The sequence below is a fragment of the Quyinboa mangrovi genome (genome assembly GCF_042219825.1).
Taxonomy (GTDB): Bacteria; Bacteroidota; Bacteroidia; order Bacteroidales; family UBA5342; genus JBHJHP01.
This window is the reverse complement of the sequence record NZ_JBHJHQ010000005.1, coordinates 195737-221366: the sequence shown is the minus strand read 5'-3', so window position 1 is coordinate 221366 and position 25630 is coordinate 195737. Positions and strand designations below refer to the sequence as shown.

General features: G+C 36.3%; 11 protein-coding genes and 1 tRNA gene. 6 read left to right on the top strand and 6 right to left on the bottom strand.

All coding sequences use genetic code 11. From position 1 onward, the window contains the following. The first annotated feature begins 3 nt into the window (after positions 1-3). Together ACE1ET_RS12215 and ACE1ET_RS12210 are read left to right on the top strand one after the other, a co-directional pair. A complete protein-coding gene (locus ACE1ET_RS12215) occupies positions 4-8331 on the top strand; it encodes a LamG-like jellyroll fold domain-containing protein (RefSeq protein ID WP_375728692.1) in 8328 nt (2775 codons plus the stop codon). 75 nt (positions 8332-8406) lie between these two features. Then, positions 8407-9075, top strand: coding sequence for a T9SS type A sorting domain-containing protein (locus ACE1ET_RS12210; protein ID WP_375728691.1), 669 nt, complete (start codon positions 8407-8409; stop codon positions 9073-9075). A 157-nt stretch (positions 9076-9232) separates the two neighbouring features. Here ACE1ET_RS12210 and ACE1ET_RS12205 read toward each other — a convergent pair whose 3' ends face one another. Then, a complete protein-coding gene (locus ACE1ET_RS12205) occupies positions 9233-11563 on the bottom strand; it encodes an FISUMP domain-containing protein (protein ID WP_375728690.1) in 2331 nt (776 codons plus the stop codon). Positions 11564-11610: 47 nt separating this feature from the next. Continuing rightward, a complete protein-coding gene (locus ACE1ET_RS12200) occupies positions 11611-11976 on the bottom strand; it encodes a hypothetical protein (RefSeq protein WP_375728689.1) in 366 nt (121 codons plus the stop codon). Positions 11977-12216: 240 nt separating this feature from the next. Here ACE1ET_RS12200 and ACE1ET_RS12195 point away from each other — a divergent pair, with 240 nt between their 5' ends. The 3 genes from ACE1ET_RS12195 to ACE1ET_RS12185 all read left to right on the top strand — a co-directional run bounded on the left by ACE1ET_RS12195 (position 12217) and on the right by ACE1ET_RS12185 (position 16849). Continuing rightward, positions 12217-12744 carry a T9SS type A sorting domain-containing protein gene (locus ACE1ET_RS12195; RefSeq protein ID WP_375728688.1) on the top strand — a complete coding sequence of 176 codons (528 nt, stop codon included), beginning with the start codon at positions 12217-12219 and terminating at the stop codon, positions 12742-12744. 6 nt (positions 12745-12750) lie between these two features. After that, positions 12751-15957: an FISUMP domain-containing protein gene (locus ACE1ET_RS12190; RefSeq protein WP_375728687.1), complete on the top strand. Its 3207-nt coding sequence runs from the start codon at positions 12751-12753 to the stop codon at positions 15955-15957. Positions 15958-16051: 94 nt separating this feature from the next. Continuing rightward, positions 16052-16849 (top strand): FISUMP domain-containing protein, encoded by a 798-nt coding sequence (locus ACE1ET_RS12185; protein ID WP_375728686.1) that lies wholly within the window; start codon positions 16052-16054, stop codon positions 16847-16849. Positions 16850-17078: 229 nt separating this feature from the next. Here ACE1ET_RS12185 and ACE1ET_RS12180 read toward each other — a convergent pair. From ACE1ET_RS12180 to ACE1ET_RS12165, 4 genes are all read right to left on the bottom strand, one after another. Next, positions 17079-17155, bottom strand: a tRNA-Ala gene (locus ACE1ET_RS12180). Between the two features lie 129 nt (positions 17156-17284). After that, a complete protein-coding gene (locus ACE1ET_RS12175; protein WP_375728685.1) occupies positions 17285-20908 on the bottom strand; it encodes a YobI family P-loop NTPase in 3624 nt (1207 codons plus the stop codon). 204 nt (positions 20909-21112) lie between these two features. Further along, positions 21113-22852, bottom strand: a complete 1740-nt coding sequence (locus ACE1ET_RS12170) for a metallopeptidase TldD-related protein (RefSeq protein ID WP_375728684.1) — start codon at positions 22850-22852, stop codon at positions 21113-21115. A gap of 2 nt (positions 22853-22854) precedes the next feature. Beyond that, entirely contained in the window at positions 22855-24531 is a 1677-nt protein-coding gene (locus tag ACE1ET_RS12165; protein WP_375728683.1) for a TldD/PmbA family protein, read from the bottom strand. A 245-nt stretch (positions 24532-24776) separates the two neighbouring features. Between ACE1ET_RS12165 and nudC the strand changes: the two genes are divergently transcribed. Continuing rightward, complete coding sequence (nudC, locus tag ACE1ET_RS12160) at positions 24777-25610, top strand: NAD(+) diphosphatase (RefSeq protein ID WP_375728682.1); 834 nt, start codon at positions 24777-24779, stop codon at positions 25608-25610. Positions 25611-25630: the final 20 nt, after the last annotated feature.

The following is a 25630-nucleotide window of genomic DNA, read 5'->3' as shown; positions in this document are numbered from 1 at the left end:
ATCATGAACAAGAAAATACTATTTCTTGTATTCTGGGGCTTGGCAATGCATGCATTTGCACAACAATCTCCCTTTAATACAGGGAACAACACATTCAATTATCAGTCTCCTCAACTGGGAATAACCGGGATGATTGGTGAGGCCTATCTAGGCCAGATTTCAACCCTGAGTGCCAGCGGAAGATCAGTTTTTATTGGGTTTCCGTATGATCTGATTTACACACAGGATGTTTTCAACGGTGGTCTATTTGCTTCCAAAGGGTATTACAGCGATTTTGTAAAACTGCAATGGGAACTGTATTCAACAGATCTCGTGACACAGATTAAAATATACCGTAAAAAGCTTTCGGAAGGCGATGATTTGTTTCGTCTGGTAGGGACCCTTTCAAGCGATGAAAGCACCTGGCAGGATGTATATGCCGAACCGGGTCAGATGTATGCCTATAAAGTGATTGCTGATGGTGTTTGGGATACCGAAATTATGGGCCTAAACCGCATCGATGGTGTTGGTTTTCGTGTTACGTCAGCCACTGTAACCGGGCGCGTAACCTACAAAGGCGGTAATATTGTAGAAGGCGTTAAAGTATTTGCAGAACCTGAGATTTCCGGCAAGGAAGGCGAATACTGCTACCATTTCCCTGAAAGTATTCCGGGCAATTATGGTTTGGTAAATCCGCACTCACCGGCCGATTTGTCCAACGGAGCTTCGGTTCAGGCATGGGTAAAACCAACCTGGTTTAACAATAAGGAATATAACCCGGTATTTTCTTTGGGTACCAGTTTGTCTTTTGGTTTTAAACAAAACACCGACAGCACATGGCTTTATGTAACCATGGGTTCTATGGAAATGGGATCGGAACAAATCACCGACAGCATCATGCAGAATTATATGCAAATTACTTTAAGCTGGTTTGCCGATGGTGATAGTGTAAAGTTATACCTGAACGGGATGCTTGTTTTATCCGAAAACTTCCCCGGTAAAGAAGTGGGGCAGTCAAACTGGTTCATTGGTGGTGCCAGCAAGGGGAATACTATGTTGTATTTTTCCGGTTACATGGACGAAATTAAGCTTTGGAAAAAACCATTAAATGCCAAAGATGTGTATCGTACGTTTGATGCTTACGAAAATCCGAATAATTCAAACCTTGTTGGTTATTGGAAAATGAACGAAGGGGGCGGTCGTAATTTTTACGATATATCCCGGCTCAACAGTAATTTCAACGAGAATCATGCTTCTATTGTAAGCGCCAATGATAACTATGACGCCAGATTTTCAACTTATGTACCTTCTGCTTCCAGACTCGGATATAAAGCAGTATCAGATGAGAACGGAAATTACGTCATTGCAGGCATTTCTTATTCTTCGGGAGGGTCATATTTCAGGGTAGTTCCATCCATGGGAATTCATCAATTTGATCCTACCAATAAACTGTTGTATATCAGCCAGGAATCATCTGTATTCAACAATATAGATTTTACTGATATTTCTTCATTCAGGGTAACAGGAACCGTAATGTATGCAGGTACGCGATATCCGGTCAGAGATGTTTTCCTTAAAGTAGACGGCGTTATCGTTTCCGATGAGAAAAAACAACCCGTCAGAACAAACGGGCAGGGAGAATTTGAGATTGATGTGCCGATTGGGGAGCATTATATTTCATTAGAGAAAAACGGACATGTGTTTGAATCAGCATACTGGCCGGCTCTCGATGAATACGGGAATGCAACATATTTCGATTTTCAGGATGATGTGTATGGTATAAACTTCAGTGATACCACTAAACTGACACTGGTAGGTAAAATTGTTGGCGGTCCTGTTGAAGGGCAGAAAGGCACGGGATCGTTGACCAACCCAACAACCAATAACATCGGCCAGGTGAAAGTTACGCTTACAACTGAACGGGGTGTGGACCTTTGGAATAATGATCCAACCGTTTCGTTTACCACCAATGCAGCTAACGGAACGTATAGGATTGAACTCTTGCCCGAAAAATTTATTTTACTGGGCGCACCGGCAACCATTAATCCTGGTATAGCCTTTAACCGTGCAAGTGATGGATTACCCATTGATATGTCGAACAAATTCAATCTGCAATATACCGTCGACTCAGTTTTCAGAGATACTGTAGTAAGCGGTGAGACTCAAAAAATATTTGAAAAAGTTGATACAGTACTGGTTTATAACCATAACCGGGACTGGATTTGGCGTTCCTCACCGGAAATGGTAATAACAAATAAAAATGACTCCGCTTATTGGGGCGAGAAAACGTATAATTACAAAGTGAATAGGGATTCCAGCATCATAATTCCTCTTGTTCAAAGGGAAAGTGATGAGAGTTACACTTATTTGTTGGGACATCCTGTATTCTTACAATTGAACACCTATGACTTAAAGATAGAAGTGGTGGAACCATACACCAATGCAGATAATAATGAGGTGTCAACCGTACCGGTAACAGACGGTACCGTTGTGATTGAGAATCAGTTTGCAAATACCAATAAACAGGATGCAATTAAGCTGAATGAAAAGGGCATTGCCACACATACTTTTATAGGAGGTATTCCTCTGGAGGCAGATCCTTACACCAAAAACATTAATTTTAAACTCAAAGTTGGTGATAATTATATTCCGGGAGCAGAAATTACCGAGGCTTGTTATGTCTTAGGTGGGAAACTTGCCGGCGGTCTGAATTTCGTGACCGGTCCCGATGAAATAGATTTTATACTGCGCGATCCTCCGGGTTCGGAAAGCTATTCCTATTTCCAGAAAGGATTCACAGTAAGTAAAACAACCACAAGCTCCAGTGTTAACGGCTTTGGTGGAGATATTGATATCCTTTATATGATGGGTATTGAATATGTTACAGATGCAGGTACTCCATTCTTTTCCATAGAAACGAAAATTGAAACCGATAACTCCATCGGCCTTTCCACAAGTAATGATTTCAAATGGAATGAGGATAATACCTACACCACATCCAAAACCTATCAATTCAATTTTTCCACAAGCAGTGATCCTTTATTTGTAGGTGATATGGGAGATGTATTTTTCGGACATGGAACCAACATTTATTATGGAGCTGCATCAAATGTAAGGATTCTTAGGGATGAATTTGGAAATTATACAGTTGGCAATAAAAAGGCACTGATAGTTGGGAAGAAAGAGACGACTGATTTTGTTTATACTCAAAACCATATCGAGAAGTACCTGATTCCAAATCTTGAAAAATTGCGGAATCAGTTATTTGACAGCGTAGTTTACATTTCGCATTTTTTGCCTTCGGATCCAAAGTTTGGATTGAGCAATACTGATCCGGTATTTGGAAATCAAACGGTTGATACAACTGCAACGGCTATTCTTGGACCATCATTTGATTTTATTCCCAAAGATGAAACGCCATCAGATAGTATCAGAAATGAGGTGGAGGAATATAATCTCCTTATCAATTACTGGAAAAAAATCCTTGCGAAGAATGAATTATTAAAACTAACAGCTACGGAAGGTTTTGATGATCATAATGATTTTACCAATCTTTCTTTCGACGCAGGATCAAGTATTGAATCTTCAGTCACATATGAAACAACTGATGAATCATCGAGTTCTTTTGAATGGTCTGTGGATGCCGGTGTGGCTGCTGAAGTTGGATTTACCCTTAATAAGTTCGGGTTTAAACTTAAGGCCAAAGAACGGTATCATCATGCAGGAGGAGAATCTTCAACTAATTCAGAAACATCTTCAGAAACTATTGGTTTTGTTTTAAAGGACGGTGATATCGGAGATTATTTTTCTTTGGATATTAAAAAGGATCAGGTGTTTGGTTCACCGGTATTTATCCTGCGGGGTGGACAATCTGTTTGTCCTGCCGAACCGGGTTCTTCCACACGATTTCTTGAACCCAACTTAAAGCCCGTTCTGTTATCTGAAATTGACGAATATGTGGACAATTTGATCGGCGACTTGTCCTGGGATGAAAAAATAGATTTAGTGGATGGATCGCCTTCAACCTTTGATCAGATGATTAATGCACATAAAACGGAGGCTGATAACGACTATAAGGCATTTTATAAAGATTTATACATGCCTGGTATTGAAATCAGTTCCGGAAGTATGCAACGTGAATCGCCTGAAATTACTGCTGACAGACTTTTTATTTCCAATGTGCCGGAAGGCCGGAAAGCAGAATTTAGTATATTCCTGTCTAATACCAGTGACGTGGATATGAATGCGTGGTACGGATTATTTGTGGATCCGGCTTCTAATCCTGACGGTGCTGTGGTTAAAGTGGATGGTACTTCCGTGGTAAATGGTATTACTATTCTGGTACCGGCCGGGAAAACGATTACTAAAACCCTGACAGTAGAAAAAGGAAGCAGCGAAGTCAACCTTTACGAAGGGTTGGATATAATCATGCATTCTCTTTGTCAGTTCGATCCTACTGATGATGTACCGGATATTTCGGATACATTAACCATATCAGTGGAATTTTCCAAAAGCTGTACTGAGATTGCTATTACCAGTCCGCTCGATCAGTGGGTGGTTAATAACAGCTTCAAAAAGGAATCCGGAAGGTATGAAATGCCTGTTCAGTTTAGCAAGTACGATCTTAATCATGGCAAGTTAACCAGCTTTACCTTCCAGTATAAATTTTCGGAAGGTAATCAGTGGAATACTATACAAACGTTTGTTGATGGCATGTCCGGTGAAGATACAACCGACATCGCAGGGAATCCTGTCACTACCTTTATCTGGGATATGACAGATCTGCAGAACCGGAATTACGATTTACGGGCAATAACCTATTGTTCAGACGGTTCTATATATGAATCAGATGTCGTTTCAGGTGTTTACGACAGTAAACCTCCCAAGGTCTTTGGATCTCCCCGGCCGGCGGATGGAATTCTTTCGCCTAACAGTGAGATTTTGCTTCCGTTTGATGAGGACATCCAGGCAGGGATTTTTGGTAAAGCCAATATTTCCTTAACGGGAATTCAGAATGGCACTGACCTCCGCGATTATGATTATGTATTACACGATGCCAGTCTGCATTTTGACGGCGTATCGCAAAATATGACGGTCCTACAAATTATCAACCTTAATTATACACCGTTTACAATTGAATTCTGGGCCAAACGGGAACGAACCGGTGTTCAGGAATGCCTTATTTCGCATGGGGATGTGAATAATGGTGGACTTTGGGTCGGGTTTAATGCTGATGATCAGTTTGTTATGAAACTGAATGGTGAAACGTTGAGTTCGACGGCAACGTTTACCAATATTGGTGTTTATAACCATTATGCTATGGTATTTGATAACGGCGGCAATGATGGATTAAACGAAATGCGAATGATCATAGCCAAAGGTGATGAAACCTTTACACCTTCCAAAAAAATAAATGTGAATTATTTTGGAAGCGCTTCACTGCTGGTGGCAAATGACGGAACAAATGGTTTTAAGGGAAATATGCATAATCTGCGTATGTGGAATCAGGCTTCCACCATGAGTGAAGTTACAGCACGTCGTTATACCATGTTAAACGGATATGAAAAAGGATTGATTGGAGCATGGGCCATGGATGAGGCGTTTGGCGATCTGGCTGAAGATAAGGCCTTTTCAAGACACGGTGAGGTGAATGCAACCTGGAGTATATTCAAACAAGGATCTGCCCTGACCTTGAATGGCGGCTATGCCCGATTCAATACGGCCCAGTTGGAAATGACCAACACGTCAGACTTCACGATAGAATTCTGGTTTAAAACGGCAAAACCTTCTACAGATGAATATCTTTTTTCAAACGGGAAGGCAGATGGTTCAGACAGTTCACCATTAAAATGGGCAGTTGTTGCCGCTTCAGACGGAACTATTAAAATTCTGAATGATGGGAACAGCTTCATGACTGATGCTACGTCCTATTTTGATAATAACTGGCATCACTTAGCATTGGTGGTAAACCGAAGAGGTAATATGACCGTTTACCTGGATGGTATAGGTAAAATCAGCGAGTCTGCTACAAAAGTAACAGGCATGGGAGGAGCTTATATAGCACTGGGAGCCCGCTACTACCTGGAAAATGCTTCTGAAAGTGCTGCAGATATGTTTTTTAACGGCGTCCTTGATGAGGTACGTGTATGGAATGCTGCCCGCACACAGGTCAATATTCAGGAACTGATGAACCATTCGTTATATGGCAGTGAAAAGGGACTAAAGGCTTACTTCCCGTTTGAGGATGTGACGGTTACCGATCCTTCAGTCAATAACCAGACACTGGAGAATATGACAATGGACGACAATGCCATTGCCGGGGATTGCGAACTGTTTGATGGTTCCGCATTTTCTCTTGAGACCGCAGCCATAAAACTGGCCAGACCACTTGGTTCAATTCCGTTCGATTATTCCATAAATGGCAACCAGATACTGATTTCTCCCAATATTGATGCATCAAGGATCGAAAACACTGTATTAAATATCAGTGTGGACGGAGCATATGATTTATATGGAAACCGCATGGAGTCTACTGTATCGTGGACCGCTTTTGTAGATAAGAACCAGTTGGTATGGCAAAAACAGGAAGTTTCGCTTGAATGCTCACCTGACAATCCACCTGTATTTACTCTGACAATTGAGAACAAAGGTGGAACAACCGAATACTGGGAGATAGATAACATTCCGGTCTGGCTCACAGCCAACATGACAATGGGAACGCTCAGCCCACTTTCATCGCAGGATATCGTCTTCACAGTTAACCCGGCCATAAATGTAGGCCGGTACAACCACGATATCTATGTCAACGGAAACCTGGATTACAATGAGCGGTGTAAGATCAACCTTTCAGTCATAGATGAAGAACCGGATTGGACCTTTGATCCGAATGATTACGAAACGTCTATGTCCGTAATCGGGAAACTGAGTATCGCAGGTGAATTATCGATGGATGTCAATGATGTGGTTGCCGCGTTTATTGATGAAAGCTGCCGGGGTTCAGCTCATGTACAGTATATCCGGGATCGGGACCTTTATTTGGTAAACCTTACCATACATGGGAATATGAATGAAACGGGTACCGTGACCTTCAATGTTTGGGATGCCGGTACAGGCAATTTGTACACTTCGGTCACTCCGTCGTTTGCATTTAATGCCAACGGTATCATGGGTGAACCGTCAGATCCTGTTGATATTTCCACAACCAATGATGTAGGTAAGGAAATACCGATTAAAGCAGGATGGAACTGGATGTCGTTCAACCTGACTTCTGACCAGTTGAACAACACCAACAGTCTGCTAGCTGGCATACAATCGGCTACAAATGATGAGATCAAATCAAAAATACTTTTTGATACGTATGTTGAAGGTGCCGGTTGGGATGGAACGCTTTCAGATAATGGCTATGTTGTGACACAATCCTATAAGCTGAAGAACAGTTATGCCGATACCTTGAAGGTATCCGGTGTACCTGTTTCCACGGCTTCTTATCCTGTTCAGATCGAAAAAGGATGGAACTGGATTGGTTATACGCCACAGCATAAAATGCCTGTAGAGAGTGCGTTGAGTTATTATGAGCCTGAACACAGAGATTTAATAAAAAATCAGGTTCAGTTCAGTATGTTTGATCAGGACCTGGGTTGGATCGGAAGTCTGACATATATGAAACCCAATGAAGGTTATATGTATCATTCCGAAAATGATGCTTCCGGATCCTTTGTTTATCCCCAGGAAACCTTATTTAAGGGTGTGAGAATACCTGAAACATATGGATCATCAGACGTTTCTCTGAACCGTTATGAGTTCAATATGTCAGCTTTTGCCATTGCGACTGGCGGTGTTGAGGTAACTAAGGAGACTGAACTGCGGGCCCTGAATAATGACGGAAACATTGTAGGTATAGTGAAACCTGTTAATGTATTGGATAACTGGCTGTTCCCGATAACTATAGCCGGTAAGGCAGAGGAGGGTGAAGTAAGCTTCCGTTTGATAAACGGATCAGCGGATGTTTTAACAGCGTTGGAAACCTTAAACTATCAACCGGATGCCATTGTTGGCTCAGTAAGAAATCCGCTTAGATTAACATTTGGTGATCATTCCGATATGCCGGTTATGGTATCACCCAATCCATTTAATGACAAAATACGGATATGGAATATTCCGGATGATTTGGCAGGTGCTGCCATTTATGATATGCAGGGTCGTTTAATCCGGCAATGGGGAAATATTCCTACTGATCAATTGGTCTGGGACGGTAAATCATCAGATGGCTCAATCGTGGAAGGAGGCGTATATGTGCTACAGCTTAGAGGCAATACAGAAATAGAAACTGTTATGATTGTTAAAAATAAATAGATTACTGATTAACTAAAAAAATGTGGCTGTCTGAAACCGGACAGACAGTCTCATTTTTTTTGAATGATATTACAGATGAAAACTACAGGATATATAATTCTTATCACCATGATGTTTATGACTGTTACGGCTGAGGCAGAGGATGACTGGAATGTAAATCCTAATCTGTATGAATACAGCATGACCATCACAGGAATTTGTATGGCGAATGATTCGCTGTATGAAAAAACTCCCGACATTATCGTAGCTGCCTTTAATTCGATGGGCGAATGTGTGGGAAAATCCACCTCCCGGTATTATTCAAGTATGGATAAATACAGGATTCCTTTACTGATTTACGGGAACTCAACCGGAGAACAAATTACTTTCCGGGCCTTTTTCCCTGAATTCAACAAGGTTATCCAAATAGTGGATTCCGTTGTATTTGAAGTAAATGATTCTAAAGGTAATTTTAAGAATCCTGTCATCTGGTACTTACAGGAAACTCCGGACAGCAGCATCACACAGGTTGAAGATCCTTTGTTGTATCCTAATCCTGCCCGCGATGAACTGAATATCGTTATCCCGCCGGATCTTATAAATGCAAACTATGCAGTAATGGATCTGAGAGGAACCATGTTAATGGAAGGCAATCTTAATTCTGAGGTAAATTTATTAAACATTAGCACCTTACCTTCCGGCTATTACATCATTAAACTCAGTATTGGTAAAGAAATCAGATGCCTTAAGTTAATCAGAAACTGAACTTTTCATTAGTACGCATATGTAAATCTGAATTTATTAGAGTGGTTTTAATGTATAATATTACCCAAATATAGATTAAACCAATATGACGATTCGATGTGTTTTCAAATAAAAAATGTGATAATTTTATTTCAATATTGGATAGTTTTATTCGCTTCTAATCTTTTACACAACGGATGTAGCCTGCATCATTTTCTCTTGGAATCTTTGAATATATCAATGATCCCATACGGGATATATGAAATTCAATTTTTATTCGTCTATTATACATATTAGTAACTGTCCACAATATAGGATATTCATATTCATCTATATCGTAAAATGAGGTTATATATATAGCTGAGGTACCAAGTCCATCAAATACGAATGGTTCAAATCTGGTATTGTAGAATCCTCCTGGCAAAATATTAAATCCGCTACTGTTATTAAATTCAGGTTGATAACCAATGCTTCCCGGTTGAAAATAAGTACCATTAGATGGCTTTATCCATCCTGAAGTAGATGCCATTGATTTAGCAACTGAATATTGACTTTCATTATAATTATAACCATTTTCCCCCAAATATTTTATCAGTTTTTCCCATTCATCAGTAGTTGGTGTATGCCAGCCAGAGGGACATGCATCTTTAACAGCTGCAATATTGTACATTACGCCATATGTTTGGTAATTTTGTGTGCTTTTTGCTTCATCAACATTGTTACCTAGATAGTCATATACATAATAGTGTTTTTCCCATAAACTATCTTTTAAGGGTGTATTCACAGAAGGAAGATAGGCCAAATTTTCAATCATCCATGTTTGATCACCATAAACTTTATATCCATACTGATTACCATCCCTGGAATCGACAAAAACGTCTGTTACACTTATTTCAACTTTATCTGTGGATACCAAACCTTCCTCATCTACTATTTCAACACTAATTTCATAGTTTCCAGCTTCAGAAAATTGATGTTTAACTGATAAACTGGATGAATAGCCTGTATCCCATATACTATCATTATTCCAGTCCCATCTGGCTTTAAGTTGCACGTTAGAGTTTTGAGCATCAAAACTTTCACCGGCATCGAATGTAAATATGGTTGACGTGTATCCTGAAATTGGATCAACACTAAGAATTGCATCTGGTGGTGTATTATTTCCAACTTTTGCATTTAAGGTTGTTGACAGTTGTACTTCACCATCGTCATAAACCAGATCAAAGGTAAAACTCTGATCTTCCTCTTCGTCTGTTGCAAATATTACCTCCCAGTTGTCATCAACTACCTGAGTATTTACCAATACAACCTTATCATTGCTTATTTTGTCAGTTGGAATAAATAAATTCCTGTTGAAGTCCAGTATTTTGGTTCTTGTCCTGAATTCCGGTCTCCATACCAACTCCTTGCTAATGCTATTGGCATATTGGTCGTAAGCAGTAATAAAATTATCAAATGCTGTTGCAAATTCTCCAAGTGTTCCCGATGTATTCATATCTGATCTTAACGGAGTCCTGAACTTTATTTTTGTAAAGATCTTTTTACGTTCCCCGTTATACCACACCAGGGTGTTCAACTTTTGACTTTTCCATTCTTCCCATGAATCCATGTCATCTGCAACAAATTCATCGTTCCCAATGTTAGCAATTCTATTTCCTAACGCATCAATTTTTCTTCCTATTAAATTCGCCAGTGTAACCGTTGCCCATGGATGCTCAGTATTTTCCCATAACAGAATAGATTTGCTAATGAGATTATCTGTTTTCGCGTCTACAAATTGCCTTGCCTGGCACCATTTGTAATCAATTGCAATTTTTATGGCTCTGAATAATTCCTTGTTTGCATTGGCCCTCAATCCTTCATGTCTTAAATCCTCACACCCGGATACCGATGTTGATTTAAGGGAATTTGAACTAACCGGTAAAAGATTGGAAATTTCATTGATCCAGGAACTGTTTGCAGCCAGAATATCAGCCAGTTGTTGCTTTTGATCCGCAGTCATTTTACTTAATTCATCCACAGACCTTTTATTTAACACACTCCAAAAAACTGAATCAGAGTAAATTTTACCGGAATCCAATATGCCAGATTTTACAAGAGAATCTTTCAGTTCAAAACCCAGTGCAAATTCAATATTGACCTGTTCCTGGAATTCATTTATATAGTCAACAGGATTTTCAACAACAATTTTATCCAGAACATTAAAATCTAGATCATAGTTCTTATTGTTAATTTCCAAATTAATCAGATATGAACCAGGAGTCAAATCAGGGACAACAAAACATAACGAACTGTTTAACTGACGCATTTCTAAGGTAACATCATCTATATATCCTGAAAAAGAATCATCTTCAAGTCCTTCCAAATTTGTTATACTTACTATCGTGCCTGGTGCACCGGATGATATTTCCAGTTCTGGGTTTAATTCTTCGTTTGGAGAAAACCAATTATCTACATTACATGAAGTTAGAATGAGAAGAATTAAAACTAAAATAGAATTTTTAAACATGTATTCCTGTTTTAAAAGAAGTACTTAACTAATTATATTATTGAAAATTAATTCACTATCAAGGAATCTTTGTCAATGTCAAATTTCGCTTCATATTCCCAGTAACAATCATCATATAAATAATACCCCCAGTAATCATATACAGGATAGCAGTTATAATACCAGTCTGCTTTAACAAAGTATTTAAATGATTTATCACAGCCGGAAAAAGTTATATAAATGGATACGTCTCCTTCTATAAAAGTTGTATCAATATTCATTTCATCACAAGCTTCTATATAATATTCTTCATTCCCATCTTCATCCAGCTTTACCAGCAATTCATCACCAATCTTATGTTCGTCTGCTTTTTTTTCGCAACTTATGCTGAATACTATAAGGCTTAGAAACACTATCAATAAAAGATTTTTCATGGATGATATATTGATTATTAATGTTATAGTGATAATAATTTTAAACGTTTAATCTTTAAGTATTGTTCAGAATCATTATAAATAACAGAATCATATACACGTAAAATTAGTTATGATTGAATTCAATTCTTATATTGATTAATCCCTTAATTTTTCAGTTCCAACTTCATACAAATGAGTATGAACACAATACAGGTTAGTTGTGTTATTTTAATTAGATCTATATTAATATAACGTATTATGAGAAAACTTCATAGCTACTTTCCCTATCTGATTACCTTAATAAGTTTAGCATTGTTTCCTTCACTTGCCATGGGACAATCAAACATTGTAATTGAAAAATTATCAGGTGAATCCTCAACTTATACTTTGGGAAATATTAACAAGATCACTTTCCCATCTGAAAATATCAGGTTATCATTTAAAGAAGGATCTGAAGTAATGATATTACTGAACGATATCAAACTTGTAAGTTTTTCCAACAACGTAGTAACTGAAATTAGATTTAAGGAAGAAACGGGAGATACTCATTTGTTCCCGGTTCCTGCCACAAAATTGCTTAATATTAATTATCAGCAGACAAATGAAAACTCACCACTTATTACCATTTATGATGCCCAGGGGAAGGAGATTTTGAAAGATATTATTAGTGTCACACATTCATCAAACTTAATTACTATCGATATAGGACACTTAAAGTCAGGATTCTATTTTCTTCGTATACAAGGTAAGGATCATGGGTTTACTGAAAAATTTATTAAGAACTAATTACTTATGAAAAAGATTAACCTAATACTATTTGTCTTATTATATTCCATTCAGATATTCTCTCAGGAGGAAGTAATGAGAATCCAGTTAAAAGACGGAATCAATAAATATTATTTTTCAGATGATATTAAGGATTTTAAAATTAGCAATAAGGGAAATCACAGCCTGACATTTACATCTAAAAGTGGTGATCAATTTTTGGTTTCAGCAAACAGGATCAGCGAGATTAATTTTTTCAATGTTCAGAATTGTTCTTCTTATTCAGGATTACATTTGGGAGTAATGGGATTTAATGATCAGGTATATGATAAAGGGATTATTGGACCGGTTTATAAGAGCGATAGTTATGAATTTAAGAAATTCATTGATAATTTAAGTCCCGGAAACGGGACACTTCTGTACCATAGTGTTGATGAAGGGTTAAAAAAGGTAGAACAATATTGTTCTCCTTTTGATTTATCCAATGTATCCATAATAACATTTACAGATGGATTAGACCAGGGTTCATGGGTATTACATATTAACGAGTATGCTTCATCCGAAGAATTTCTTGACAGCCTTGGGGAAAAAGTCAGAAGAACAAACATCCATAATCTGCCTGTTGATTCCTATACTGTTGGATTAAGGGGTAATGATGTTAGTGACGTAAACTCATTCACCAATAATTTAAAACAATTGGCCAGTTCAGAAGATAAGGTCTATGAAATAACGAATATTGCGAACTTAAATCAGACATTTTCAGATATAGCTAACTCATTATCTATCTCTAATAAGATCACCAGATACATTTATGATATGGACCTTACATTGCCAGCACAAAGTCCCGGAACTAAGGTGCGTTTCACTTTTGACAACATATCGGATGGAAGTTTATCAAATGCTTATATTGAAGGTGTTATGAATTATGATGGAACAAATTTTATTTTAGAGAATATCTTATATCAGGGAGTCACAAGTACGTCCGGCGTATCAATTCAGGGTACTTTAGCAGGGATTAACCTTACATTTTCATTTAAAAATATAATTACTTCAACAGGTGATAAAATAGAAGCATCCGTTATAAAACAATGGGCTTTTATCGAATCCAACGGATTGTGGCAGGTAAACTCAGAATTTGATCCGTCACAGAACATAAATACAAGTACACGTGAAGAACAGTTTAATTCGAGTGCTTTAGTTTTGTTAATTTTAGATGGTAGTAGCTCATTGGGGAATGACTTCGATGCAATGAAAACTGCCGCAAAGAATTTTATTGATTTATTACTGGATGGCGTAGGTTATCCTCCTACAGGACCATACATAAATACAAATTTTGCTTTAAGCTATAATTCAACAGAAGCATACTTAGAAGGGATAGTCTCACAAGAAAATGATTATGCAGTCGTAGAAAAAGGGTTCGATTATTCAACAGATGCCACATTCGCTTCTGGTAAAATAAACAGAGTTATACATAATGATATAGGGAAAGGATCATACAACTCTCTAGTTACTAATCTATCAGAAAATACCAAATATTATTTTAGATCTTATGCAAAAACAATAGCAGGAGAGTATTATGGTAATACTAAAAATTTTTCTACCCGAAAAAAAATAGCATATCATGGAAACGTTTCTGATGTAGATGGGAATACATATAATACTGTCAAAATTGGAAATCAGATTTGGATGGCTGAGAATTTAAGGGCTACAAAATTTTCAGATGGAACACCTATTGAATTAATACAAGATGAACAGAAATGGTTAGCTCTGGAGGATAACAATACTGATAAGGCTTATACTTACAATTTACATTTTGAGAGTTATCCTCAGATAAAAGATTTGCATGGAGCCTATTATACTTTTGCTGCTGCAACAAACGGAGAAAATTTAAATAAATCTGCACAGGGAGTGTGCCCGGATGGTTGGCACCTACCTTCAGAAAATGAATGGCAAGAATTATTCTCTTTCATTCAAAATAATGGGAATAGCCCTTCATTATCTATAAAAGCAGCTAGTGGCTGGAAGGACATAAATGGTAATGACACTTATGGTTTTTTCGCATTACCTACCGGAGGGTATAATTATTCTGGTAATGATGGCTTATGGTGGAACAGTGGTGAGAATGAGTTTAATGAAAAGTATGGCAAATCAATTACTATTTACGGATATAATTATAAAATTGAATATAATCCAAAACAAAAGTCTACAGGACTACCCGTTAGATGCATTAAAAATAGCAATTCTTATGCCCCTGTTATTGAAGTATATGAAGCATCGGATGTGGAACATAATAGTGCCTTAATAACCGCAAATGTTACAGAAACCGGGTTTGAAGATGTGACTGAATACGGATTTGAATACAGCACTACAAAAGGCTTTGCAAATGGATCCGGAACTAAAATTTTTGTGGTGTCAGGTTCTGGTTCCTTCAGTTACAAATTCTCGTCTCTGCAACCCGAAGTTACTTATTATTATAAAGCTTTTGCCACGAATAAAATAGGTACAACCTATTCTAAAGTAAAAAGCTTTACAACCTTTCCAACCCCTGCAACAGATTTTGATGGAAATGTATACAAAACAGTCAGGATTGGAAATCAAATTTGGATGGCTGAAAACCTAAAGGCTACACAATATCCTGTCAGCATATACTCGCCAATTCCTAAAAAAGAGCCAGGAGATTCATGGGGCAGTTTACAGGATAATAACGAAGATAAAGCATATTATCTTGATTATTATACCTACTCAGCTGCTGTTGATGGATTTGCAGATGCATCGAATAGTATAGAAGTACTCGGAGCTTGTCCATCCGGATTCCATATCCCAAGTGTAGCAGAATGGAATGAATTGATTTATTATTTAAGCAATAGTGGTTATAATGGTAAGGAAGGTAATGCATTAAAATCAAAATATGGTTGGAAAGAATGGGTACAAGATACAAATTTCCCTGCTGGGGGATTCTTTCGAGATTGGACAGGAACTGATCCATTTGAATTTGCTGCATTACCCAGGGGATCAATAAACTTGCTTGGAAAACTTATCCCATCAGATGGTACTTCAGCTTCTTTTTGGACCAGTACTCCGGCATCAGATTCTGAGGCATATAGCATTTCGCTTAATTATACAAGTTCTCAAACACAAATAGATAAAAGTGCCAAATCATCTGGATATAATATCAGGTGTGTGAAAGATCAATTGATAATTATGACAATAAATACAGATTCCTCAAATCAGTAAGTTCAAGTGAAAATATTATAAAATGCTTTCAGGTATTGATATTTACAGGTGCAAGAATCGATTTGGAATGAAATATAAATAAAATTAATATCGAATGAAAAATGTTATATTATTAAATATAGTCTTATTTGTTAATTTATTTTCTTTAAGTGCGCAGAACGATACAATGTATGTGATGAGATCGGGTGTTGTTGTAGGTAAATACAATGTCCATAATCAGGTTGACAGTATAATATTTTATCAGCCTTTTAATATATCAGATAACACTTTTACTGATTCAAGAGATGGTTATGTTTACCGAATCGTAACTATAGGCAATCAAGTGTGGATGGCAGAAAACTTAAAATACTTGCCAAGTGTTACAGGACCAGAAACAGGATCAGAAACAACTTCATATTATTATGTATATGGTTATGATGGGACTTCTGTAGAAGATGCAAAAGCTACAACAAATTATGGTATTTATGGAGTTTTATATAATTGGACCGCAGCTATGGAAGGATTTGCCAGCAGCACTGATAATCCAAGCGGAGTTAAGGGTGTATGTCCTACAGGCTGGCATTTACCAAGCGATGCTGAGTGGGAAGAATTAATTGATTATCTGGGAGGAGTGGATGTTGCAGGATATAAAATGAAAGAAACCGGAATTGAACATTGGGACAATCCAAATACTGGAGCTAACAATGAAAGCAATTTTACAGCCCTTCCCGGTGGAATTCGTTATCTGAATGGTTCATTCCTGACAATTGGCAACCATGGCTACTGGTGGAGCGCTACCATGGACAATGCTTCAAGTGCGTGGCATCGGAGTTTGGTCAACGATTACATTGGTGTTTACTGGGATACTCATTACCTGGATGATGGTCTTTCAGTTCGTTGTGTAAAGGATTAATTCGTACCATAAATCTTGGTTAATTCTGAGTACGTTGCTATGTTTTTTTGCTCTGAATCTAGCGAGAATTTAACTCACTATTTAATTTGTATTGGAACACACATGCCAATGCTGATTTGCTATTATCAATTTTACTATCTTGTTACAATCTCAGACTTCCAAACTCATCTGAATTGCAGAATTAAAATAGAAGCATAAAAAAGAGGAAATCCTTATCGAATTTCCTCTCTGGTGGAGCTAACGGGAGTCGAACCCGTGACCTCTTGACTGCCAGTCAAGCACTCTAGCCAACTGAGCTATAGCCCCCTTAAAAGTTTTGCGATGCAAATATATAATTTTTTGTAAAACTATCTCTCCATTTTGAAAAACTGAAATAAAACTTTTAAGAAATAGCTTTAAAATTATGGAAATATTCACCACCATTTTTTTAAGTAATTAACTATATCTTACAACAATTTTAATTTTATCATCTTCAATTTTAATTTTATGAAAATATCCAATAGCTAACAGATTGTTAGCTAAGGCTATGTTTATTCTGTTTTTCTTCCATTGGGGTCTTTTCCTTTTGACCCTTGCCTTTCGATATACACCACCCAAACTTATCAGAATTTTGTCTATATCAGAAAAATCAAATTCAGTGAAAAATTTATTGAAGAGTTTCAGTTTTAATTCAAGGTTAGCACAGTTTGTTATAACAATTAAAAGTCTATTCTTTTTTACAATTTTTTCTTTCGATTTAAATAAAATTTTGCCAACTGAATTGGATATCTGAGTATTCTCTAAATTAACATTATCTATTTTTCTAATTAACGCTTTCTTATCTCTTATATTCAATCTAGTAGATTCAAAAAGAGCAATATGTAAATCTATATTATATTCAAAATCGTTATAATAAACCTTGAATCTTATGAAGTTATTAATTGTAAATTCTGATAATAAATCATATAATTCCATAAGAAGTAACTGGTCATAATTATTTTCGTTATAAACAAGTTTTTGATTTTGAATCAGTATAGATATTTTTTCATATGATAAGGATTTTAGATCAATATTATATAATTTATCTGGTAGAACTTTAATTATAATTGTATAAGCGTCTATACTTAATTTTTTAGATTCAGTAAGATTTTTAATTAAAATTACTATATCATCTTCGCTCAATAGGGAATTTATTTCATTTTTAAAGTGGCTTTGCTTTAATTCTTCATAAACTTCTTTCCTGTTAAGCCATTCAATAATGATAATGTCTAATTTATTTTCGTTATATAAAATGTATTTTACAAAATTTACCCATTTAGGTTGTATATGACCAGTTGTGAATAATAATGACCAAATTTCTTTATTATTTATAGTATCTATGTCATTTATTAGAGTAGTTGTTTTATTTAATACATTAATTAAAAGTTCAACATCTTCTTCAACATTTAATAATTCGCAAAAAGAGTAAAGAGCATCTTCACTCTCTATTTGAACTTTATTTAACTTTAGATATATTTTTTCTACATATTCATGAAAATTATCAAGAATGTAATCTTTTAATATATCGTCTTCAGATTCAAGTATACAAGTATAATTTCGTGTATTAAAACATTCTTTAAAGCTGTCATCACCTAACTCATAGTTATTAAATAGCATTAAGTATAGCATACTTTCATTAAGTTCATAGTGATTATTTTCATAGATATAATCGAATATCTTGTTTCCCTGATATCGTTTGAATTTTAAATTACAGAATTTTAGTTCTAATGCTTTGATAAGCTTAAAAATTCCAAGCTTATATGTCATTGAATCAAATACTTCTATAAAATCTGATTTTTTCTCCAAATAGTTTTTTAAACTATTATCTTCAGAAGTATTATGTAATGCCTTTATGTTATTCTCTGATAGGAAAAGAAGAGATTTCAAAAGATTATCTTTTGTTGAAATATCATAATTTTGAAGTTCGATAGCTTTCCATAACTCGGGATAATATTTTTCCACTAAAAGTTCGATAAACCTTTTATATTCTTTTGAAGTCTCTTTTAGATATACGATAAGCGGTGAAATATAGTTTTCAAATGAATCAGAGTGAACTTTGAACTGCTCAAGCAACAACTCCAATCTTTTATCTTCTTTAAAACCAGTACTTTTTAAAAGATATACTATCAAAAATTTATTAAGGGTAGATTCGTATTCATATTCATCATCTGTTATCCTTGATAAAACTTCATTTTTATTATCTATTTCAGTATTGAAATTATTTCCTTCATTGTTCTTCACATTTAGAAGATATTCAAAATCCTTTAAACTAAGTGCCCCTTCATAAAAGTGAGAAATGTATAACTGATAGTTTTCTTCAATATAACCTTTGCGTATGAGAAGAGCCAATAATCTATGCTTTTGTTTTATTTCTTTCAAGTTTTTACCAAAAATGAGCTCAACAGGATTATTATCTTTACTGGAGGTTTTTAATAATGATGCAAGCTTCTGCCGTTGAAGTTGGTTTAATTCCTTTTTTATTTTTGCAATTTTTAAAGTTAATTCTTCGTTCCTCCCATTTTTTCGTTTTTGAATTAAGCCTAAACGTTCAGCGTAATTTTTTTTTGAGTTTACATTATTTTCTATCTCATCAAAATTTATGTCGTAGTATGTTGAATTATAGTAGGGGCTATCTCCTAAAAGTTTTTCAAAACTTTTATTATCTTCAATCATTTTTGATATCGATTCACCACAAATATTTTTAATATTTGAGTATGTTTTCAATATTTCTAAAATATATTCTCCTCTAAGTTTTATTTCAGTTTGAACTGATTCATTTAAAATTTCTTCTTTTTCATTTTCAGAATTTTCAAGAAGTACTTTTTTTGCCTCAATAATTTTTTCAGAAAAGGATATTTTGTTTACTTTGAATGTATTATAAAGCAATCCTTCATTATGATGATCTTTACTAAACTCTTCAGGGAAAAGGTTTTTATATAAAATTATGCTAAAGAGAAAAACACCCTTTTTCATTTGATCTTTATTAATTATTCCATCATAAATTCTATATTCATTAACCATATTCTTTAATAATCTTAAATCATGAATATAAAGACTGATATCATTAATATAACTTTGAGGTATTGATGTTTCATTCCTCAGATATAAGCGTAATTTATCGCCAGAATTTGTTGTGTTTATTACAGGAACAATAGGAAGTATAAAGTCAAAGAACTTGGTTCTGTTAAAATTATCTTTAAAAATGTCGTCTTTAACTGCGTAAATAAATCCCACTTTTTGAAATACTTTAGGAGAATTATTAATCAATAAATTTACTTCCCGAAGTTTTGAAAATAGTGTTGTGCTATTGAAACGATCCAAATCTTCTATAACAACAAATTGAAATGTAGTAGCTTCAAAAAAATAAATTATTTCATCAATATGTTTATTTAATGCTGAATCCTCTGCTAATTCAACCTGAGCAGATTTCATTGCAATTTTTTTTAATTGCCCTTTTTGTTTAATCCTCAATATATCTTTTAATATATAGAACAAACCAGTCCAGAAAATAAGTAAAATTATGATATTCACTAGTGTGCTGGGCCAATAAATTAGTTTCCATATTTCACTAATTTTTATAGTATTCAGAATTTGTAAATTACTGTATATTAATTTAATAACCCAAGGCATGAAAGCTGTAGCGAATAACCAAATCAAACTGAATAGAGTTATCTTAAATTGTGATCTTTGATTTAAATGGCCAATTTTCTTAAAAGTTGAAAAAGGAATCCTGTTATCATTTAGTTGATAGAACAATTGCTGCAAGATGTGTTCTTCTATTATTTTCTCATCATTTTTATCAAATTCTTCTTTTGATTCGCAATAGTTCGCTAATGATATTTTTAAGTAGTTATATTGTTTGTTTTTTTCAAAAAAAGAATCAAGAATAGAACTTTTACCTGAACCATAAGGGCCTGTAACGGCAATATTTTTTACAGTGTTATCATTTAATTTTTCTTTTAGAGCATCAAAATAAATATGTTCATTAACGTCTAGAGATGGAGATAGATTAAAATAATTTGGAATATTGTTATCGTTCATAGCAATTTAGATTTAAATAAAAAATTTACAGGACTATCAAAGATAATAAAAATTGAACCTCGTTGTTATTTTTACTCGCGGTTGGTAATAAAGGGTGTTCTATAAGTAAAGGATAATATTTATCGTATGTGATGCACTTTTAGATTATAGATAGTTGTACTAAAGATTCTCTTTTTTCTAATATTCTAAATATTTCTATAACTCTTATTCTTTCAACGGATTTGGTATTACTGGCGGCTTCTTCATCAGTGTCTGGTTAATGCTGTTGAGTTCATAATCTTCAACTAAAACAGCATCGGGGTAAATGTACGATGTAGCGCTTCCGCCTATCTGGCTGGTATTTAAAACCACATTATGATCGGATGTGGCCACAATATCTTTCATGACATCAAAATCTGAAATACCTTGGTTAACACCTGTTATGCGGGTTTCTTTACCGGTTTTTATATCCACTTTAAACACATTTATAGGGCTGGCCAGACTGCCTTTTATAGCCGGACGCAGAATAATTGCATAATCCAGTCCCTCGTCCGTAGCCATGTCTATCAGTTTTTTCTTTAGTTTCGATTCACTCAAAGCCGCATTGCTTTTTAAGAACACATTACCGGGGCCAACGGTGGTGGAAACACTTCCGTTTCCAATGGCGGAGCGTGAATGCCCGGTTGAATAAGGAATGCTTTTTATGGGTATGCGGTCGGTTAGTAACGATTTTAATATGCCTGATTCTATCAGTGGCAATGTATCTTTGGGCATCACACCTTCATTATCTACACAATAATAGCCCATTAGTGGAACATTATTGTAGCTTTTCAAAGAAGGAATGTCATAAACCGATATCAGATCAGACATGACTTTTTTACCCATGCGTTTTTCCAGCGTATTGGAGTTTTCGAGGTAAATGCCGCGATACGAATTATTGACCAACTCATCACGTGAGGCAACCAGGCCGTTACCGGATGAAAACAAATCGCTGAGCACCACATTACAAACGGCTTGATTCTCAAATAATACGGGTCCAGTATACGTATCATCCCAGTTTTCCATATCACACCGTTTCATCAGATTCCGGGCAAAGGTCCGGATGTAACTTTTCAGCGTGTCGGCAGGTGGAATACCATCTTCATTCAATGCTTCCAGCGACAGATCTTCGCTGATCAGATCATTGTATTTATTATAAGCTGATCCGGAAACCGACAACGTTATCATCCCTTCAGGAACGGCAAGCCGGGTTCCTTCAGAATTAATATAATAGCGGTAAAGATTGGTTTTGGATATGTAAACATGCGACCCTATAATATCGGGATACGAAAGAAATACTTTGCTGAGTTCTTTGGTGAGCTGGTTAAGATCTATAGTTTTCGAAGGCTTTTGAGTCTCTTTTATAATATACTCCCGTGGTGTTTCCTTAGAGAAATCCAGTGCCGGCAGATCATCCACCGTCATGTTTTGTCGCTTCATGGCAGCCACCTTGTTTTTGTAGGTTTCGGCAGCACTTTTATAGACATTATCCGTAGCTTTCCAAAGATATCGTCTGATACCATCATAGTCAGGATCAATCGGAAGTGGCATGTATTCGTTATTTCGCATGACCCGGCCTGCCTGGTCGTTGTAATTTTCATCCGTCAGGTCATAATCCCCGATCATTACACGGACTGCCCCGGTTATCCCTCTGTCGGAGTTCGTCATGTTTTTGCCTCCCAACGAATAAGAATAACGTTCAACATTTATATCATAAATGGAATAGGCAATATAAAACGGTCGCTCAAAATCCTTGTAAACCAGTTCGTTTATATTCCGGTTAAGTTCGTCGCTCATGGCTTTCAAAATCGTATCATTATATTCTGCCTTCAGTGCAACAGATGTTGAAAAAATGAAGGCATATATCAGTAGAATTCTTGCACTAAACATCTGGTATATTTTGTTTCTTGTGATAACTGAGTTCATGATCAATTCTGTTTAGCGGTTTTGGGTGATGGTAGAATAACGGGTTTTGAGAAGGTTTGTGCACTCCGTTGAGTTTCAACTTTTTTAATGAAAAGAGCAGGAGCTATGGTTGTAACAGGAACTGAACCCGACTCGGCTCCACAGAAGCCGTTAAAGATGTCCTGCCTTTCTCCTGCTGCCGTAATTTCTGAAAACATAGCTAAGGGTGTTCCAATAAAGTTTACGCCGCGGACAAGCTCATCTGGTCGTCCGTCAGCATAAATCCTGTAAACCTCGGTTGGGGTTATATTGAATACATTTGGCGTATAACGGCTGTTGTTGGTAAATCCGCCGGAAACCGTTTTAATGTAATACCCATACGTCTTGTGTTGTTTTTTACATTCTTTAATGAGTTTGTTTTTCAGTTTCTTTTCGTTAAGGGGTTTGGTCGATTCAATGAACATGTTGGACTGCCGTGCTACAGGTGCCTGTCCCGCTGAAGCCCTTCCGTGTCCGTTACTATGAGGGAGACCCGGTGCAGGTGTTCGGTTCATTAAAAATGTTGTTAGTATTCCGTTTTCAATTACATCTACCCGTCTTGCCTTTATTCCTTCATCATCATACACATAATGACCATTGAGATACATATTGTTGAGGTATGTTTCCGTCGGATCAAAATAAACATTGAAACTTTTGGGAAGAACCAGCTTGTTCAGTTTGTCTTTAAAAGTATTACCGTTGTTTTCATCTTTTAGGCGGTGACCTTCAAGCCGGTGACCGAAAATTTCGTGAAAGAAAACGCCAGATGCCATGGGCGACATGATAACTGGTCCTGCATAAGGGTCCGCTAAAGGCGCTTTATTCAGTTTTAGCAACATATCCTTCACCTCTGCAGCAGCAACCATCAACTCTTCATCAGAGGGAAGTTTGTCGGTCGATTCGGCAATAAAATTCCGTTGATAGGGCGTGTAATCGCCATCCTCTGATTTTATAACACCCATAATGTTAAGCATGGCGGTGGAGTTGTTTTGAACGATCCGGCTGCCTTCAGAATTCAAATAATAGGTTCTGCGATCCAGAAAATCCAGTGATATATTGCCGGCAACAATATTGTCACTTTCACTAAATGGTTCACTGTATCTTACAATTCTGGATTTCCAGATGTCCTGCTGATTTTCAGGAAACGGGATATCTTTTTCTGGTTCAATATAAACACTGGAAGGCTCAACTGAAAAATCATTCTGCATACTAATATCTTCTGCTTTCATGGTGTTTTTTAACTGAACATAATCCGTTTTAACCCTGTCGAAGAGTTTACAGGTATTGAACCAGATTGTCTGACGGATTGCTTCGGAACTGTTCATAGGGATCAGGAAGGCAGTCGTATTTGAACTGCGCCTTTCGCCTTTTAATAAATGCGAATTGTCGAATTCATGATTTCCATAGCGCATTGAAACTGTACAGTAAGAAATTTCATTTGTGTCATCGCCGGTCAAATAGCCAAATGCGGAACTAAAGCTGAAAGCTTTTACCACATCAACCCTGTAATCCATGTAATATAAGTTACTGTCTGCATCCCTGAATTCATTAAATTCACGGTTGAATTCCTGCTCCAGGATATTGTAAAGTTCTTCATTTCCGGCAAAGGCAGGGAACATTGTTATGCATAACAGAAATAGCATGAAAGGTTTTTTAATCATATGTACATTGTTTTGCAGGTGAATTGAGATCCCTTTTTACAGTATAAACAGACCTGATTAAGATTTACCTCTAAAGATAATATTGTTTTCGGAAAAACAAAGAAGTTCATGTAAGATAGAGTTTTGGAAATTAGCAAAATCCTTAAACCTGTCATTCGTTGTATGAACTATAAAACTGTTAATCACTTTTAATTTTGTAAATAAACCAATATTCTAAGTAATTTAGCGCTTCCAAAGACAAATGTATGATTCAGGATATTTTTCCGCACCGTTTTGAAAACCAGTATCTCCCTGATCAGAAATTAAATGAAGAAAGCTTTGTGCTTCATTTTACTGGGAATGATCTTTTACTTAAAATGAACGGGGATGAAAATGAACTGCCGAAAATTAGAGATATATCTTTAAAAAAGGATCAGGTGAGTTCGACCTTTTTGTTTTCGTTCGATGAAACGCCATGTTTTTTATTAACAGGTGATATTGCTTTGAAGGATCCTGGTCTGGTCTACAATGAGATAAGCTTTTTCAGGCGAATCAGTCAGCAGGAGATTGCCTGGGTAAGTTTAGCTGCATTTCAACTCAGGAACTGGTATGAGCAAAACCTGTTTTGTGGAAATTGTGGGTCGAAAACACAACATAAAAAAGAAGAAAGAGCATTGTTTTGTCCTGAATGCGGAACTGTTGTTTATCCTAAAATTTCACCCGCTATCATTGTGGCGATTCTCAGCAATGATAAAATACTGCTCGCGCGCAATACTAATTTCCCGGGAAGCTGGTATTCGTTAATTGCAGGCTATGCTGATATTGGAGAAACCCTCGAAGGCACGGTTGTACGTGAAGTAAAAGAAGAGGTCGGAATAGAGGTTAGGAACATTCGCTATTATAAAAGTCAACCGTGGCCTTTTTCCGGTTCAATGATGATTGGATTTATTGCCGAGGCAGACGAAACACAACCCATACTAATTGATGAAAAGGAAATTGCCGAGGCTGCCTGGTTCACCCGTGATAATTTGCCGGCACATCCTTCGCTGATAAGTATAGCCGGCGAGATGATTGAAAAGTTTGAAAGAGGAGAACTGTAATCCAGGCAGTAGCAACTTCC

Excerpts from the sequence above, each read along its gene's own strand:
- ACE1ET_RS12215 (WP_375728692.1), top strand. The coding sequence starts at position 4 with ATGAACAAGAAAATACTATTTCTTGTATTCTGGGGCTTGGCAATGCAT.
- ACE1ET_RS12210 (WP_375728691.1), top strand. The coding sequence starts at position 8,407 with ATGAAAACTACAGGATATATAATTCTTATCACCATGATGTTTATGACT.
- ACE1ET_RS12205 (WP_375728690.1), bottom strand. The coding sequence starts at position 11,563 with ATGTTTAAAAATTCTATTTTAGTTTTAATTCTTCTCATTCTAACTTCA.
- ACE1ET_RS12200 (WP_375728689.1), bottom strand. The coding sequence starts at position 11,976 with ATGAAAAATCTTTTATTGATAGTGTTTCTAAGCCTTATAGTATTCAGC.
- ACE1ET_RS12195 (WP_375728688.1), top strand. The coding sequence starts at position 12,217 with ATGAGAAAACTTCATAGCTACTTTCCCTATCTGATTACCTTAATAAGT.
- ACE1ET_RS12190 (WP_375728687.1), top strand. The coding sequence starts at position 12,751 with ATGAAAAAGATTAACCTAATACTATTTGTCTTATTATATTCCATTCAG.
- ACE1ET_RS12185 (WP_375728686.1), top strand. The coding sequence starts at position 16,052 with ATGAAAAATGTTATATTATTAAATATAGTCTTATTTGTTAATTTATTT.
- ACE1ET_RS12175 (WP_375728685.1), bottom strand. The coding sequence starts at position 20,908 with ATGAACGATAACAATATTCCAAATTATTTTAATCTATCTCCATCTCTA.
- ACE1ET_RS12170 (WP_375728684.1), bottom strand. The coding sequence starts at position 22,852 with ATGAACTCAGTTATCACAAGAAACAAAATATACCAGATGTTTAGTGCA.
- ACE1ET_RS12165 (WP_375728683.1), bottom strand. The coding sequence starts at position 24,531 with ATGATTAAAAAACCTTTCATGCTATTTCTGTTATGCATAACAATGTTC.
- nudC (WP_375728682.1), top strand. The coding sequence starts at position 24,777 with ATGATTCAGGATATTTTTCCGCACCGTTTTGAAAACCAGTATCTCCCT.